Raw genomic sequence first — 16,296 nt, forward strand, 5'->3', positions numbered from 1 at the left:
GAGGACCGGACACACCAGGTCAGAGGGCGGCCACGGACGGTAGGCCGGACGGGGTCCGGGGAGCGGCCGGGCCGTTCACCGCAGCCGTTCCCCCGGGCCACGTCCCGTTCAGCGCGGCTGGACCGTCATGGGCAGCGGTCCGGCGGTCAGGCTCATCTGCGGCCGCGGGGTGATCCGGGTGCCGGGTACGGGGCGCAGCCGCCACCGGGAGGCGATGGCGGCCAGGGCGAGGGTCGCCTCGGTCATGCCGAAGACATCGCCGATGCACTTGCGGCTGCCCCCGCCGAAGGGCAGGTAGGACCCGCGGGTCACCTCCTTGGCCCGGGCGGGGAGCCAGCGGTCCGGGTCGAAGTGCTCCGGGCGGGCGAACAGCTCGGGGATCCGGTGGATCACGTACGGGCTGATGAGGATGTCGTCACCGGGCTGGAGCCGGCGGCCCCCGAGCTCGGTCGCCGCGGTGGTGGTCCGGGTGTAGAGCCAGGCGGGCGGGAAGAGCCGCAGCGTCTCGGTGAACACCCGCTGCGTGTAGGCCAGCTCGGGCAGGTCCGCGTACACCGGGGAACGCGACCCCAGGACCCGGTCCACCTCCTCGTGCAGCCGCGACTCCGCCTCCGGATTCCTCGCGAGCAGGTGGAACGCCCACGTCAGTGCGCTGGCCGTGGTCTCGATGCCCGCGAGGAGCAGGGTCATGACCTGGTCGTGGATCTCCTGGTCGGAGAGCCTCTCACCGCTTTCCGGGTCCTCGGCCGCGAGAAGGGCCGAGAGGAGGTCGCCCCGGTCGCCCTCGGACACGCGGTAGTCCTCGACGATCCCGTCGATCACCTCGTGCAGCCGGGCCAGTGCCTGGGTGAACTCCCGGTTGGCCGCGGTCGGCAGCTTCGCCAGCAGGCCCGTCGGGTCGACCGCGTTGCGGTAGGCCCCGCGGACGATGACGGGCAGGCTGTGCTGGATCACCGCGACCGCGTGCGGGGCGATGTCGAGGGAGAACAGGGCCCGTGCGGTGATCCGGGCGGTCAGTGCCTGGGTCACCTCGCTGACGTCGACGACCTGCCCGGCGCTCCACCGGGCGGCCTGCGCCTCCACCTCCTCGTGCATCACCTGGGCGTACGTGGCGATCCGGGCCGGGTGGAAGGCGGGCTGGACCAGCCGGCGCTGGCGCCGGTGGTCGGCCCAGTCCGAGGTGATCAGGCCGTTGCCCAGGATGGGCCGGGCCTTCTCCTTCACCGGCCCGCCCGTGTCGAAGACGCGGGCGTTGACCAGCACCTGCTGGACGAGCTCGGGATGGCAGGGCAGGAAGGCCCGGTTGCGGCCGATCCGCAGTTCGACCAGGTCCGCGTGCCGCGACAGCGACGACAGGAAGCGAAGGGGGTTCCTGCCCATGTTCAGGGCATGGCCCAGCAGCGGGAGCGCGCCGGGCGCCTGGGCCACCCGCCACTCCCGGGTCGCCCGTGTGTCCGCCACAGTGCTCATCCGTCGGTTTCCTTACGTATCGGCTGGCGTGATTCGCACACCATGGGCAGTGGTCCGGGTTCCAGCGTGGCCTTGGGCTGCGGGCGCAGCTCCGTTCCGGGTACGGGCCGCAGCCGCCAGCGGCTCGCGATCGTGCTGACGATCAGGGCGGTCTCGGCCAGGGCCAGGACGTCCCCGATGCACTTGTGGGCGCCCGCGCCGAACGGCAGGAGGGCCCCCCGCGGGACCTCCGCCGCCCGGGGCGGGAGCCAGCGCTCCGGGTCGAAGCGCTCCGGGTCGGGGAACAGCCACGCATGGTGGTGCAGCGCGTAGGGGCTGTACATGATCATCGTTCCGGCGGCGATCCGCGTGCCGCCGATCTCGGTGTCCTCCGCGGCGACGCGCATAGACAGCCAGGACGGCGGATACAGCCGCAGGGCCTCGCTGATGACACCCCGGGTGTACGCCAGGCGCGGCAGGTCCTCGAAGGCGGCCGGGCGGCCTGCGAGCACCTCGTCGATCTCGGCGTGCATCCGCCGCTCGGCTTCGGGGTGGCGGCCCAGCAGGTGGAAGACGAAGGCGAGCGTGGAGGCGGTCGTCTCGCTGCCCGCGACGAGGAAGGTCACCACCTGGTCGAGGATCTCTCCGGCGCTCAGGCGCACTCCGGTCTGCGGGTGCTCGACGCTCAGCAGGATGGAGAGCAGGTCCGTGTCGCCGTCGGCGCCTTGCCCGCGCCGCTCGTCGATCATCTGTTCGACGATCTCCCGGAGCCTGCGGTTGGACTCGTCGTAGCGACGGTTTCCGGGCGTGGGGAGCTTCTCCATGATGCCCACGGGCGCGACCGTGCGCTTGTAGATGCCCTGGGACACCGTGCGCAGGCACTCCCGGGCCTCGTCGGCGGTGCGGTCGTCCAGCCCCGCGGAGAACAGGGTCCGGGCGGCGACCCGCATGAGCAGGACGTGCATCGCGTCGGAGACGTCCAGCACCTGTCCGGACCGCCAAGAGCCGAGGACCCGGGCGGTGTCCGCCGCCACCGCGCTGGTGTATGCGGCGATCCTCGTCTGGTGGAACGCCGGCTGGATCAGCCGGCGCTGCCGGCGGTGTTCCTCGCCCCGGGAGACCGAGAGGCTGTTCCCCAGCAGCTGCTTCGCCTTGTCGAACACACCGCCCTTGTCGAACCTGCGCGGGTTGAGCAGGACGTGGCGGACCAGGTCCGGATGGCAGGCGAGGTAGGCCCGCTTCGGCCCGAGCCGCAGTTCCACCAGATCTCCGTGGGCCGGCAGGGACGCGAGGAAGGCCAGCGGGTTCTTCCAGAGCGCGAGGGTGTGCCCGAGCAGGGGCACGCCTCCCGGCGCCCGGCCCACGGTCCAGGTGTGCGCGGGCACTTCGGGTGCTTCGGGCGCTTCGGGCGCTTCGGGCGCGGGGGCCGAGGTCGCCGTCTCCGCGCCCTTCACTGGATGAAGGAGTTGACGTTGTTGACGGCCGCCTTGTACCTCTTGTTGCTGGTCGTCCAGATGAAGTTCCCGTAGATGAGGTCCAGCATGACGTCCCGCGACAGCGGGTCGAACGCCTTGATGACGCGGGCGTCTTCCTCGATGTCCGCGAGCCGCGCGTCGAAGAATCGCCTGAACTCCCGCTCGTCGGACACGTCGCAGAGCCGGAAGCAGTTGGTGATCTGCCCGAGCGCGATCTCCCGGTCGTACGAGTAGAAGTCGTTGACTATGGCCAGTCCGCGTGTGGTCATCCGCGCCGCGAGTCCGCTCTTGGCGTGCTCCGTGAACTCCGGGTGTATGTAGATCTGGTAGGACATCTTCATCCAGAAGTCCACGCCGACGTCGGTCACCCTGTACCGGAAGTACTGCTCCGGCGACGTCGTGCAGAGCGCCCTCTTGATGTCCGAGTCCCGGAACATGTGGTCGCTCACGACGAAGGCGCGGGCCGCCTCGTAGGCGAAGGCGGCGTCCTCCGGCTCGTAGTACTTCTCGCAGACCGCCCGGATCTGCGGCAGGAACGCGTCGAAGTCGTGCAGTGCCGGGTCCATGTCGTCCCACACGAAGGTCACGCAGTTGAGGATGCAGACCGCCTTGAAGGCCTCGATGTCCTTCAAGTGGCGTGCGCTCTGGCCCCAGCGGACCACGTCCATGTACGAGATCCAGCGCTCGTCCGAGATGCTCTTCCCGAGCGGCTCCACCGCACGGTTGCAGGCGTCGATGACCTCGCGCAGCTCGCCGTCGTCGAGCTCGCACATGGTGGGCTCGTGGGGGAACTCGCGGGTGAAGAGCTCGCGGAAGCGCCGGGTGCTCTCTTCCCAGTACTGCATCATGCTGGCGGTCGTCATGACTTCCTCGCGGTGGCCGTAACGGCGATGTCCGTCAGGGTGCGGATCGCCTGCTGGGTGAACGGGGACTCTTCAAGGGCTCTGACCGCCTGTTCGCGGCGGTCGTCGATCATCCGCTCCACGGCATCGCGGGCACCGGTCGCGGCGAACACCTCGCGGATCGCCGCCGCGTCCCGCTCGTCGAGCAGCGGGTTGCCGATGAGCTCGCGCAGCCGGGCCGCCTGCTCGTCGTCGGCGGCGCGCAGCGCCAGGGCGACGAGGGTCGTGCGCTTGGCCTCGCGGAGATCGTCGAGCCGGGACTTTCCGGTCACGCTCGGATCGCCGTACACGCCGAGGAGGTCGTCGCGGAGCTGGAACGCCTCGCCGAGCGGCAGGGCGTAGCGCGTGAAGGCGTCCATGGCGCCCGCGTCCGCGCCGGCCAGGGCGGCGCCGATGTGCAGGGGGCGCTCGATGGTGTACTTGGCCGTCTTGAAGCGGTTGACCAGCAGCGTCGCGTCGACGTCGTCGCTCAGTTCACCGGTGGCCTGGAGATCGAGGTACTGGCCCAGCATCACCTCGGTGCGCATCTCGGCGACGATCGGCAGCGCGGCCAGGAGCTGGTCAGCGGTCAGAGCCCCGGTGAGCAGCAGCTCGTCGGACCAGATCAGCGCGAGGTCGCCGAGCAGGATCGCCGCGTTCTCGCCGAGCCGGTCGCGCCGGGTGCGGTCCCGGCCGGACGCGTGGCGGGAGGCGAGGGCGCGGTGGATGGTGGGGCGGCCTCTGCGGGTGTCGCTCTGGTCCATCACGTCGTCGTGGATCAGGGCGAAGGCGTGGAACATCTCCAGACAGGCGGCGACGCGGAACAGCGAGTCCGTGTCGTCTCCGCCTCCGACGGCCTGCCAGCCGATCGCGCAGAACAGCGGGCGCAGGCGCTTGCCCTCGGACATGAAATCCCGGAGCAGCTCGGTGAGTCCGCTCAGCTCCGTCCGGTTCGTGGCGATGTCTTTGGCCGTCAGGAAGTCGTCGAGTACGGAGTCCACTGCCGAGCGGACCGCGCCCGCGGTCATGGGCGTGTCGATCGCTGTCGGTGCAGTGATGGGACTGCCCCCTCTCAATTTCAGGCCAATCACGACTGTGATTGATTCGAAAAGGACAATTGATCTCAACCTGATGGGGTCGGGCCCTGGTTGAGACTCACTTGTGAGGGGCGGGGGAACGACGACGCGAAAACGCCCGTGCCCCGCTGGGTGACCAGCGGGGCACGGGCGTGTCTGTGGCGACAGTGAGGGATCAGTGGTGGCCGTGGCCGCTCTGGATCTCCTTGTATTCCTCCACCGTGGGCTTCGGAATCTGGTTGTCGTCGGAGTAGAGGCCCTTGCTCAGGGACGCGCGCCACTTCTCCGTGCGCTTGACCTTGCGCTCGACACCGTTCTCGTCGACCGTCGGGCCGAGTTCGATCGGCTTGTACTGCTCGTGCGAGGTGAGCGTGTGCAACTGGCCCTGCGCGAGCGGCTCGTGGACCTCGACGAACTCACCGTGCGGCAGGCGCTTGATGATGCCGGTCTCGCGACCGTGCAGCACCTTGTCCCGGTCCCGGCGCTGGAGGCCGAGGCAGATCCGCTTGGTGACGATGAAGGCGAGGACCGGGACGACGAAGAAGCCGATCCGGACGAACCAGGTGATCGCGTTGATCGAGAGGTGGAAGTACTGCGCGAACATGTCGTTTCCACCGCCGATCAGGAGCACGATGTACTCCGCGATCCAGGCGACACCGATGCCCGTGCGGGTCGGGACGTTGCGCGGGCGGTCCAGGATGTGGTGCTCGCGCTTGTCCCCGGTGACCCAGGACTCGATGAAGGGCCAGACGGCGATCGCGCCCAGCACCACCGGGAAGATCATCAGCGGGATGAACACGCCCAGGACGAGCGTGTGGCCCCACAGGTTGATCTCCCAGCCGGGCATGGCACGGATCAGGCCCTCGGGCATACCCATGTACCAGTCGGGCTGCGCACCGGTGGACACGTGGTCCGGGCGGTACGGGCCGAGCGCCCAGATCGGGTTGATCGAGGCGACCGCGGCGATGGCCGCGATGACACCGAAGACCAGGAAGAAGAACCCGCCGGCCTTGGCCGTGTAGACCGGGAGCAGCGGCGTGCCGACGACGTTGTTGTTCGTCTTGCCGGGGCCCGCGAACTGGGTGTGCTTGTGGACCCAGACCAGCGTCAGGTGAGCGACGACCAGGCCGATCATGATGCCCGGAAGCAGCAGGATGTGGACCGAGTAGAAGCGCGAGACGAAGTCGCCGCCCGGGAACTCGCCGCCGTAGATGAAGAACGACAGGTACGTGCCGACGATCGGCACGGACAGGATCGCACCCTCGAGGAAGCGGATACCGGTACCCGAGAGCAGGTCGTCCGGCAGCGAGTAACCGGTGAAGCCGGTGAACATGCCGCAGACCAGCAGGGTGAAGCCGAAGAGCCAGTTGACCTCACGCGGCTTGCGGAACGCACCGGTGAAGAAGACGCGCATCATGTGCACGACCATGGCCGCGACGAAGATCAGCGCCGCCCAGTGGTGGATCTGGCGGATCAGCAGACCACCGCGGACCTCGAAGCTGATGTCCACCGTCGAGGCGTAGGCCTCGGACATCGTGACGCCCTGCAACGGCACGTACGAGCCGTCGTAGACGACCTCGTTCATGCTCGGGTGGAAGAACATCGTCAGGTAACAACCGGTGAGGATGATGACGATGAAGCTGTAGAGGCAGATCTCACCCAGCATGAAGGACCAGTGGTCCGGGAAGATCTTGCGCATGCTCGACTTGGCCATGCTGTAGATGCCCAGACGGCCGTCGGCCCAGTCCGCCACCCGCTCACCGGCGGGCGCTTTGCGCTGACTGTCGGAAGAAGTGGCAGTGCTCATCCGCGCTCCCAGAATGCAGGGCCGACGGGCTCTTCGAAGTCGCCGAGCGCCTCGAGGAAGCCTTCGTCATTCACGCCGATCCGCAGCTGCGGAAGCGCGTGACCAGCCGGGCCGAAGATGACACGGGCGCCGTCGGAAAGGTCGAAGGTGGACTGGTGGCACGGGCAGAGCACGTGGTGCGTCTGCTGCTCGTACAGGCTGATCGGACAGCCGACGTGGGTGCAGATCTTGGAGTAGGCCACGATGCCGTCGTGGGACCACTCCAGCTCCTGCTTGTCCTTGATGTCCTCCGGCTGAATGCGGACGATCATCAGGGCGGCCTTGGCGATCTGGACTTGGAAGTCGTGCTGCTCCTCCTCCAGGCCTTCCGGCATGGCGAAGGTCAGCGAACCGACCTGGACGTCCTCGGGACGCAGCGGCTCCATCGTGTTCTGGTTGATGAGCAGCTTGCCCTTGGCCCACAGCGTCTTGCGCAGGGAGTCCTCGGGCAGCGGGCCCAGGTCGCGCAGGATCACGACGGCCGACAGCGGCAGCAGGGCCAGCGCGCCGAACATCGTGTTGCGGATCAGCGGACGGCGGCCGATGCCGGACTCGCCGGCACCGGCGGCCCAGTCCTCCATGACCTTGGCCTTGACCTCCGGCGAAGCGGCCATCTCGTGGCGCTCGTCGGCGATCTCCACGTCGGACATCAGGGTGCGGGCCCAGTGGACCGCGCCCGCGCCGATGCAGAACAGGGCCGCGCCCAGGGTCAGACCCAGGGTGAAGTTCAGGGCGCTCACCTTCCCGATGGGGAAGATGTACACGATCTTGTCGATCGGGATGGTCACGAAGGCGGCGATGAAGCCGATCGTGGCCAGCATCGACAGCGTGAACAGCATCGCGACCGTGCGCTCGGACCGCTTGGCGGCCCGCTCGTCGATGTCCTGGATGCGCGGCCTGTGGGCCGGCAGGCCCGGGTCGGCGAACGGGTCGTCCGCGACCGCTACACCGCCGTGGTGGGCGTCGCCCTGCTCGCTCGGCAGGTGCTTCTCTTCGGGAATGTCTTGGCTACTCATGACTTCTTGGCCTTAGCGGTGTGGGCCGCGACCCAGACGGCGACAGCGATCAGCGCACCCAGGGCGAAGATCCAGCCGAACAGGCCCTCGGACACGGGGCCGAGGCCACCGAGCTTGAGGCCACCGGGGCTGGTCGACTGCTCGCCGTTCACCTTCTGGAGGTACGCGATGATGTCCTTCTTCTGCTTCTCCGGCATGGTGCTGTCGGGGAAGGAGGGCATGTTCTGCGGGCCGGTGAGCATGGCCTCGTAGATGTGCTTCGGCTCGACACCCTCGAGGTTGGGGGCGTACTTGCCGTTCGTCAGCGCGCCGCCCTCACCGGTGAAGTTGTGGCACTGCGCGCAGTTGTTGCGGAACAGCTCGCCACCCTTGGCCGGGTCGGCGCCCGCCGGGTCGTACTGCTTCTCGGTCGGCACGATGGGGCCCGCGCCGAGGGAGGCGATGTACGCGGCCAGCTGGTCCGTCTGGGCCTGCGTGTAGATGACGGGCTTCTTCGGCACCTGGGCGCCGGGCTGCTGGGCGGGCATGCGGCCCGTGCTCACCTGGAAGTCGACGGCCGCGGAGCCGACGCCGACCAGGCTCGGGCCGTCAGAGGAACCCTGACCGCCGGTTCCGTGGCAGCTTGCGCAACCCACGGCGTAGAGCTTCTTGCCCTCCTCGATGGCGAGGGACTGGGCGGTTTCTTCGGCCTGCGCCTTGCCTGCCGGCGCGAAGGCGGCGTACAGCCCCCCAGTGGCCGCCAGCGCGAGGAGTAGAACGACGACCGCCGCCAGCGGATGGCGTCGTCGTGCGGAGAGCTTTTTCACGGATTACCCCGGTGTCAGGATCTTCTGCGTCGGTGTTTCTGGATGGAGTGCCGGGTCGGACCCGGTGACGTATTCGCTACTTGATCAGGTAGATCGTCGCGAAGAGGCCGATCCAGACGACATCGACGAAGTGCCAGTAGTAGGACACGACGATGGCCGACGTGGCCTGTTCGTGGGTGAACCTCTTGGCCGCGTACGTCCGGCCGAGGACCAGCAGGAAGGCGATGAGACCGCCCGTCACGTGCAGACCGTGGAAGCCGGTGGTCAGGTAGAACACCGAGCCGTACGGTCCGGACTTGAGGGACATGCCCTCGTGCTTGACCAGCTCGGTGTACTCGAACACCTGGCCGCCAATGAAGATCGCACCCATGACGAACGTGATGATGAACCACGTCCGGAGCTTCTTCACATCACCGCGCTCGGCGGCGAATACGCCGAGCTGGCAGGTGAGCGAGGAGAGCACCAGGATCGTTGTGTTCGTCGCCGAGAAGGGCAGATTCAAGGCCGAAGCCTGCTCTGTCCAGTACTCGGCGCCTGTCACGGATCGCAGGGTGAAGTACATCGCGAAGAGGGCCGCGAAGAACATCAGCTCGGAACTCAACCAGATGATGGTTCCGACGCTGACGAGGTTCGGCCGGTTGACCGTCGGGTGCGCGTGCCCGGTATCTACTGTCGTTGCTGTCGCCACGACCGACATTATGTCGGTCGCTTATCCCGCCCTCACCCCGGGGGGTGCCGTTCGGAGTGTCCGGGGCGTGTGCAAGGCCCGAACGGCCCATCAGATCGGCCCGCGGTGTGTCCGCGCGAGCCTGTGCGAACCGATGTTGAGCCGGGGTCGGACGGAGTAGCATCCCGCGCAACATCAACGTGATTCACGTCCACGTGGAGGAACGAAATGCGGGCGACTGCGCGGGTTCTGGTCTACAGCGACGACGCGGGCACCCGGGAGCAGGTGCTGCTGGCGGCCGGGCGCAGGCCGGCCGCGGACCTGCCGCCGGTGGAGTTCGTCGAGTGCGCCACGCTTCCGGCGGTCCTGAAGCAGTTGGACGAGGGCGGCATCGACGTCTGCGTGCTGGACGGCGAGGCGGTTCCGGCCGGGGGCATGGGGGTGTGCCGGCAGATCAAGGACGAGATCTTCCGCTGTCCGCCGGTGCTGCTGCTCATGGGGCGCCCGCAGGACGCCTGGCTGGCCACCTGGAGCCGCGCGGACGCCGCGGTGACCCTTCCGGTGGACCCGGTGGAGTTCGCGGGGGCCCTGGCGGGCCTTCTGCGGGCCCGGCTGTCGCCGGCGGCCTAGAGCAGGTCAACGCGGTGCACGGAGGCCCCTGTGGGCCCCGTGCACCGTTTTGGGGCTGTACGGGCCCCCGCGGGCCGGTGCAGGCCGGTGCAGGCCGGTGCAGGCCGGTGCAGGCCGGTGCAGGGGCTGTTGAGGCTCAGACCTGCGGGCGCAGGCGCGCCTGGTCGATGGGATTGCGGCCTTCCTGGGTGCCCTTGAGCAGGGCGCTTCCCTGGCGCCAGTCCTTCCAGTCCAGGTTCCAGTCGCCGTAGCCGTTGCCGAAGTTGTCCATGTCGTCGCCGATGCTGTTGATCACCCGGACGATGTCGCCCTCGGTGATGTTCTCGTAGAACCAGGCGGCGTTGCCGGTGCTCATGCCGGTGCACCCGTGGCTGACGTTCTCGTAGCCCTGGGAGCCCACGGACCACGGCGCGGCGTGAACGTATTCACCACTCCAGGTGACGCGAGTGGCGTAGTAGACGGGCAGGTTGTAGTACTCGTCGCCGCCGATGCCGACGGTGTCGCCGCGCATCTGGACGAAGTACTGCTTGCCGAGTACCACCTTGACCCCGTTGCGGGTGGAGAAGCCGGGCTTTCCGGTGGTCACCGGAATGGTGTTGATCACTTCTCCGTTGCGCTTGAACGTGAGGTAGTGCGAGGAGGCGTCGGTGGTGACCTCGACGCGGTCGCCGATCTCCAGCTTCAGCGGCTTGGCCGCGGTGCCGTAGAGCTCGTCGGTGATTTTGATGCCCTCAAGATTGCTCCGTGCGGAGACGACCGTGTTGGCGGGCCAGTACTCCTTGGGCCGGTAGTGGAGTTTCTTGTCGTCGACCCAGTACCAGGCGCCCTCGACCCCGGGCGGAGTGTCGACCACCAGCCCCCGTTCGACGATGGCACGGGCGGCCTTGTCCTTGACGGGTTCGCTGAGCTCGGCGGTGATGGGCTGTCCGACGCCGTATTTGCCCGCGTCCGGGCCGAATTCGACCTTGAGGACGCCCTTGGCCGGGGTGGTGTCGAAAGACAGCGTGCGCTGCCCTGGAGCGCCGCGTTCGTCCTCCGTGCTCACGATGACGGTGTAGCGGACGCCTGCGGCCATCGGGACGGTGCTGTGCCAGCGGTCGCCCGCGGCGGACAGCTCGCCCGCCAGGCGGCGGCCGTGGGTGTCGACGGCGGTCACGTCGGTGATCCGGCCGTCGCCGCCCTTGGCGGTGACTTCGAGGGGCCGGTTGGGGTCTACGGGACGGCTGCCGGCGGCCTGGTTGAAGGCGACCTGATCGCCCGCGTCGTACGGGCGGGCGGACAGCGGGTTGTCGCCGGACCCGCATGCGGTGACGCCGGCTCCGAGGGACGCGACCAGCATCGAGCAGCTGAGTACGGTCCAAAGACGCGGTGAGTGCTTCATGGAAGCAACGCTATGAAGATATGACAATTACGGCGCGCGGGATGACTGCAAACGAGGGGCCCGGACTCCTCTGTTCGAGGTGTCCGGGCCCCAGGTTCATGCGATTACTGGTTGGCGTTCTCGCCGCGGTAGTACTCGTACACCCAGCCCCACAGGCCGATCACGATGATCGGGGCCGAGAAGTACATGAGCCACCATCCGAAGATGACGCCCATGAAGGCGAGCGCACCGCCGATGGCCAGCGAGAGCGGCTGCCAGCTGTGCGGGGAGAAGAACCCCAGCTCGCCCGCCTCGTCGGCGACGTCGGCCTCCAGGTTGTCCTGGGCCATCTCGTCCACGCGCTTGGCCGTGAAGGCCAGGTAGTAGCCGATCATGACGCTCAGGCCGAAGGCCAGGAAGAGCGCGGTGGTGCCGACGGGCTCCTTCGACCACACGCCGTACACGACGGCCATAATCAGGATGAAGAAGGAGAGCCAGAGGAACAGCTTGCCCTGGATCTTCACTTGCCGGCCTCCTTGTCGCCGGTCAGGGCCTGGGTCCCGCCGGCCATGTGGTCCTCGAGGTGGTCGAGGGCCGCGATCTCCGGGTGGTGCAGGTCGAACGCCGGGGATTCGGAACGGATCCGCGGCAGGGTGAGGAAGTTGTGCCGCGGCGGCGGGCAGGACGTCGCCCACTCCAGCGAACGGCCGTAGCCCCACGGATCGTCGACCTCGATCTTCTTGCCGTACTTGGCGGTCTTCCACACGTTGTACATGAAGGGAAGCATCGACAGGCCGAGCAGGAACGAGCTGATCGTGGAGATCGTGTTCAGCAGGGTGAAGCCATCGGCCGCGAGGTAGTCCGCGTAACGACGCGGCATGCCCTCGGCACCCAGCCAGTGCTGCACGAGGAACGTGCCGTGGAAGCCGATGAACAGGGTCCAGAAGGTGATCTTGCCCAGACGCTCGTCGAGCATCTTGCCGGTGAACTTGGGCCACCAGAAGTGGAAGCCCGCGAACATCGCGAAGACGACGGTGCCGAACACCACGTAGTGGAAGTGCGCCACCACGAAGTACGAGTCCGAGACGTGGAAGTCCATCGGGGGCGAGGCCAGGATGACGCCGGTCAGACCACCGAAGGTGAAGGTGACCAGGAAGCCGATCGTCCACAGCATCGGGGTCTCGAAGGACAGCGAGCCCTTCCACATGGTGCCGATCCAGTTGAAGAACTTCACACCGGTCGGTACCGCGATCAGGAAGGTCATGAAGGAGAAGAACGGCAGCAGCACACCGCCGGTGACGTACATGTGGTGGGCCCACACGGTCACCGAGAGGCCGGCGATCGCGATCGTCGCGGCGATCAGACCGATGTAACCGAACATCGGCTTGCGGGAGAAGACCGGGATGACTTCCGAGACGATTCCGAAGAACGGCAGCGCGATGATGTACACCTCTGGGTGTCCGAAGAACCAGAAGAGGTGTTGCCACAGCAATGCGCCGCCGTTGGCCGCGTCGAACACGTGCGCACCGAACTTGCGGTCGGCCTCCAGCGCGAACAGCGCGGCGGCCAGCACCGGGAAGGCGAGCAGGACCAGAACACCGGTCAGCAGCACGTTCCAGGTGAAGATCGGCATGCGGAACATCGTCATGCCGGGAGCGCGCATGCAGATGATCGTGGTGATGAAGTTGACCGAGCCGAGGATCGTGCCGAAGCCGGAGAAGGCCAGACCCATGATCCACATGTCGCCGCCGATGCCCGGCGAACGGACCGCGTCGGTGAGCGGGGAGTAGGCGAACCAGCCGAAGTCGGCGGCACCCGAGGGGGTGACGAAGCCGGCCACCGCGATGGTCGAGCCGAAGAGGTACAGCCAGTACGCGAACATGTTCAGCCGCGGGAACGCCACGTCGGGCGCGCCGATCTGCAGCGGCATGATCCAGTTCGCGAACCCGGCGAACAGCGGCGTCGCGAACATCAGCAGCATGATCGTGCCGTGCATCGTGAACGCCTGGTTGAACTGCTCGTTCGACATGATCTGCGAGCCCGGACGGGCCAGCTCGGCGCGCATGAACAGCGCCATGACGCCGCCGATGATGAAGAAGATGAACGAGGTGACCAGGTACATCGTGCCGATGGTCTTGTGGTCGGTGGTGGTCATCCACTTCACGACGACATTGCCCGGCTGCTTGCGCCGTACCGGCAGCTCGTTCTCGTACGAGTCAGCTGCGGCGGCACCCTGAGATTCGTTGAGGATGCTCACAGTTTGTTCGTCTCCGCATTCCGGGCCGGGTCAGTCAGCTTGATGCCGGCCGGGAGGAAGCCGGTCTGCCCCTTCTCGGCCAGTTCCTTGAGGTGCGCCCGGTACTCCTCCGGCGAGACGACCTTCACGTTGAAGAGCATCCGGGAGTGGTCCACGCCGCAGAGCTCGGCGCACTTGCCGACGAAGGTGCCCTCTTGCGTGGGCGTGACCTCGAAGACGTTGGTGTGACCCGGGATGACGTCCTGCTTGAACAGGAAGGGGACCACCCAGAAGGAGTGGATGACGTCGTTCGACGACAGGATGAAGCGGACCTTCTCACCCTTGGGCAGGTAGAGGGTCGGACCCGGGTTGTTCGTGTCCGGGTTCCGCTCACCGGGGACACCCTGCGTGTAGACGCCCTCGGCGCCCGCGGGGAAGTCCTTCGCGAAGCGGTCCGGGATGGAGGCGAGCTCCTTCGGAACCTCGCCCGCCTTCGGGGTCGCCGCGTCGCCGTCGACGTTCTCGACGTAGTTGAAGCCCCAGCTCCACTGGTAGCCGATCACGTTGACCGTGTGCGCCGGCTTGGCGGAGAGGGACAGAAGCTTGGACTCGTCACGCGCGGTGAAGTAGAAGAGCACCGAGACGATGATGAGCGGGACCACGGTGTACAGCGCCTCGATGGGCATGTTGTACCGGGTCTGCGGGGGGACCTCCACCTTCGTCCGGCTGCGCCGGTGGAAGATGACGCTCCACATGATCAGGCCCCAGACCAGGATGCCCGTGATGAGAGCCGCAGCCCAGGACCCCTGCCACAGGGAGAGGATGCGAGGCGCCTCCTCCGTGACCGGGGTGGGCATTCCGAGGCGGGGGAAGTCTTTCCATGTGTACGAGCAACCAGTGGCGGTCGCCAGGACCACGCCCGCAGTCAGCGCCTGCAGCAGCTTCCGCCGCATCGGGCGCCGCGGCGAGCGGTCGGAGCCGTAGGGACTCACGTAGCGCCTTCCCGAGAGTCTCGGCCCGCGCGGCCGGCCGCGGCCGTGTTCGGGTCGGTCGCCGGCCCTGACGCAGGCAGGGGTTTGGATGTTTATGCGGACCAAACCCTACTGGACGCTATTTGGGGTCGCGCGGGGAGGGTGCCCAACGCGCCGCTACTGCCCCCGAAGGGATGGATCCGCCGTACGGGGGACGGTCGAACCAGCCCTGAATGGACGACTCCGGAAGACATCTGACGGCCCCTGACCTCGGGTGGACCCGGCCGCCGGTTAGCGTGACCGGATGCCGTACTTCGACACCGCGTCCGCCGCCCCCCTGCACCCCGTGGCCCGCCAGGCGTTGCAGGCCGCCCTGGACGAGGGCTGGGCCGACCCCGCCCGGCTGTACCGGGAGGGGCGGCGCGCCAGGCTGCTGCTGGACGCCGCGCGGGAGGCGGCCGCCGAGTCGGTGGGCTGTCGCCCCGACGAGCTCGTGTTCACTCCTTCGGGGACGCACGCGGTTCACGCGGGCATCGCGGGGGCACTGGCGGGGCGGCGGCGGGTCGGCGGGCATCTGGTCGTATCGGCGGTTGAACACAGTTCCGTACTGCACGCGGCGGAGGTGCACGCGGCGGCCGGAGGGTCGGTCACCGAGGTCCCGGTGGACCGGACGGGTGCGGTCGCGCCCTCCGGGTACGCGGCCGCGCTGGACTCGACCACGGCTCTGGCGTGTCTCCAGTCCGCCAACCACGAGGTGGGCACCGTACAGCCGGTGGCCGAGGTGGCCGAGGTCTGCCGGGCGGCCGGGGTGCCGCTGCTGGTGGACGCGGCGCAGTCGCTGGCCTGGGGCCCGGTGGAGGGCGACTGGTCGATCCTGACGGGCAGCGCGCACAAATGGGGCGGCCCGCCCGGGGTTGGCCTGCTCGCGGTGCGCAAGGGTGTCCGATTCTCGCCCCAAGGCCCCACGGACGAAAGGGAGTCGGGCCGCTCCCCCGGCTTCGCGAACCTCCCGGCCATCATCGCGGCGGCGGCCTCGCTGCGGGCCGTACGGGCGGAGGCGGACGCGGAGGCGGCCCGGCTGCGGGTGCTGGTGGACCGTCTCCGGCGGCGGGTGGCCCGGCTGGTGCCTGATGTGGAGGTGGTCGGGGACCCGGAGCGGAGGCTGCCGCACCTGGTCACCTTCTCGTGCCTGTACGTGGACGGGGAGACCCTGCTGCACGAGTTGGACCGGGCGGGGTACTCGGTGTCCTCCGGCTCGTCCTGCACCAGCTCGACGCTGACGCCGTCCCATGTCCTGCGGGCGATGGGGGTGCTGTCGGAGGGAAACGTACGGGTGTCACTGCCGGCGGGGACGACCGCGGAGGAGGTCAACGGCTTCCTGGAGGTGCTACCGGGGGCGGTGGCGGGCGTCCGCGCCGAGCTCGGCGTTTCGGAGGCGGAGCCTGAGCCGGAGCCGTCGGGGCCGGGGCCGGACTCCCTGGAGGTCGACGCCCTCGGGTTGCGGTGCCCGCAGCCGGTGATCGAGCTGGCGCGGGTCATCGGGCGGGTCGCGGTGGGCGGGACGGTGACGGTCCTGTCGGACGACGAGGTGGCGCGGCTGGACATCCCGGCGTGGTGCGCGATGCGGGGCCACGCCTACCTGGGCGAATCCCCTCGCCCGGAGGGCGTCGCCTACACGGTCCGCCGCCAGCTCTGAGCGCCGCGCCTGATTTCAGCCCCGCCGGCGTTTGAGGCGGAAACGGTGAAAGGGCGGGGCGGGGAGAAGGCTCCCCGTAGCGGCACCCCGCACCCCGCACCCCGCACCAATCCGCGGCCCGCGGCTAGTGCCGTGACCGGCAAGGTTCACCGGGTCGCGACGCCCCGCACGGCACCTCGCCGCGTTG

Annotated in this window: 14 protein-coding genes; 2 read left to right on the forward strand and 12 right to left on the reverse strand. The window is 68.3% G+C overall.

Annotated features, from left to right (window positions below; all coding sequences use genetic code 11):
- Positions 1–108 precede the first annotated feature (108 nt).
- From J7I97_RS29655 to J7I97_RS29690, 8 genes are all read right to left on the reverse strand, one after another.
- On the reverse strand, positions 109–1,470 hold the full coding sequence (locus J7I97_RS29655) for a cytochrome P450 (protein WP_214940881.1): 1,362 nt from the start codon (positions 1,468–1,470) through the stop codon (positions 109–111).
- A complete protein-coding gene (locus J7I97_RS29660; RefSeq protein ID WP_308369299.1) occupies positions 1,467–2,903 on the reverse strand; it encodes a cytochrome P450 in 1,437 nt (478 codons plus the stop codon). Before J7I97_RS29660 ends, J7I97_RS29655 begins: the two co-directional genes overlap by 4 nt.
- Positions 2,900–3,787, reverse strand: a complete 888-nt coding sequence (locus J7I97_RS29665) for a hypothetical protein (RefSeq protein WP_214940883.1) — start codon at positions 3,785–3,787, stop codon at positions 2,900–2,902. The genes J7I97_RS29660 and J7I97_RS29665 overlap by 4 nt, the downstream gene beginning before the upstream one ends.
- Positions 3,784–4,833, reverse strand: coding sequence for a polyprenyl synthetase family protein (locus tag J7I97_RS29670; RefSeq protein ID WP_214940886.1), 1,050 nt, complete (start codon positions 4,831–4,833; stop codon positions 3,784–3,786). The genes J7I97_RS29665 and J7I97_RS29670 overlap by 4 nt, the downstream gene beginning before the upstream one ends.
- A 223-nt stretch (positions 4,834–5,056) precedes the next feature.
- Positions 5,057–6,688, reverse strand: a complete 1,632-nt coding sequence (locus J7I97_RS29675) for a cytochrome bc complex cytochrome b subunit (protein WP_214940889.1) — start codon at positions 6,686–6,688, stop codon at positions 5,057–5,059.
- Positions 6,685–7,743, reverse strand: coding sequence for a ubiquinol-cytochrome c reductase iron-sulfur subunit (locus J7I97_RS29680; protein WP_214940891.1), 1,059 nt, complete (start codon positions 7,741–7,743; stop codon positions 6,685–6,687). Before J7I97_RS29680 ends, J7I97_RS29675 begins: the two co-directional genes overlap by 4 nt.
- Positions 7,740–8,549: a c-type cytochrome gene (locus tag J7I97_RS29685; RefSeq protein ID WP_214940893.1), complete on the reverse strand. Its 810-nt coding sequence runs from the start codon at positions 8,547–8,549 to the stop codon at positions 7,740–7,742. Before J7I97_RS29685 ends, J7I97_RS29680 begins: the two co-directional genes overlap by 4 nt.
- A gap of 76 nt (positions 8,550–8,625) precedes the next feature.
- The gene (locus J7I97_RS29690; RefSeq protein WP_190182179.1) at positions 8,626–9,246 is read right to left on the reverse strand and encodes a heme-copper oxidase subunit III; all 621 of its coding nucleotides are present in this window, start codon (positions 9,244–9,246) and stop codon (positions 8,626–8,628) included.
- A gap of 198 nt (positions 9,247–9,444) precedes the next feature.
- On the opposite strand from J7I97_RS29690, the gene J7I97_RS29695 reads away from it, so the two are divergent.
- On the forward strand, positions 9,445–9,846 hold the full coding sequence (locus J7I97_RS29695) for a hypothetical protein (RefSeq protein ID WP_214940895.1): 402 nt from the start codon (positions 9,445–9,447) through the stop codon (positions 9,844–9,846).
- A 136-nt stretch (positions 9,847–9,982) separates the two neighbouring features.
- Here the strand turns inward: J7I97_RS29695 and J7I97_RS29700 are convergent, their stop codons facing one another.
- From J7I97_RS29700 to coxB, 4 genes are all read right to left on the reverse strand, one after another.
- A complete protein-coding gene (locus tag J7I97_RS29700; RefSeq protein ID WP_214940897.1) occupies positions 9,983–11,227 on the reverse strand; it encodes an Ig-like domain-containing protein in 1,245 nt (414 codons plus the stop codon).
- Between the two features lie 104 nt (positions 11,228–11,331).
- A complete protein-coding gene (locus J7I97_RS29705) occupies positions 11,332–11,730 on the reverse strand; it encodes a cytochrome c oxidase subunit 4 (protein ID WP_214940899.1) in 399 nt (132 codons plus the stop codon).
- Positions 11,727–13,463, reverse strand: coding sequence for a cytochrome c oxidase subunit I (gene ctaD / locus J7I97_RS29710; RefSeq protein WP_214940901.1), 1,737 nt, complete (start codon positions 13,461–13,463; stop codon positions 11,727–11,729). Before ctaD ends, J7I97_RS29705 begins: the two co-directional genes overlap by 4 nt.
- Entirely contained in the window at positions 13,460–14,434 is a 975-nt protein-coding gene (coxB, locus tag J7I97_RS29715) for a cytochrome c oxidase subunit II (RefSeq protein WP_214940903.1), read from the reverse strand. Before coxB ends, ctaD begins: the two co-directional genes overlap by 4 nt.
- Before the next feature lie 283 nt (positions 14,435–14,717).
- Between coxB and J7I97_RS29720 the strand changes: the two genes are divergently transcribed.
- A complete protein-coding gene (locus tag J7I97_RS29720) occupies positions 14,718–16,109 on the forward strand; it encodes a cysteine desulfurase/sulfurtransferase TusA family protein (protein ID WP_214940906.1) in 1,392 nt (463 codons plus the stop codon).
- The last annotated feature ends 187 nt before the right edge of the window (positions 16,110–16,296 follow it).

The sequence above is a fragment of the Streptomyces sp. ISL-87 genome, assembly GCF_018614095.1.
Taxonomy (GTDB): Bacteria; Actinomycetota; Actinomycetes; order Streptomycetales; family Streptomycetaceae; genus Streptomyces.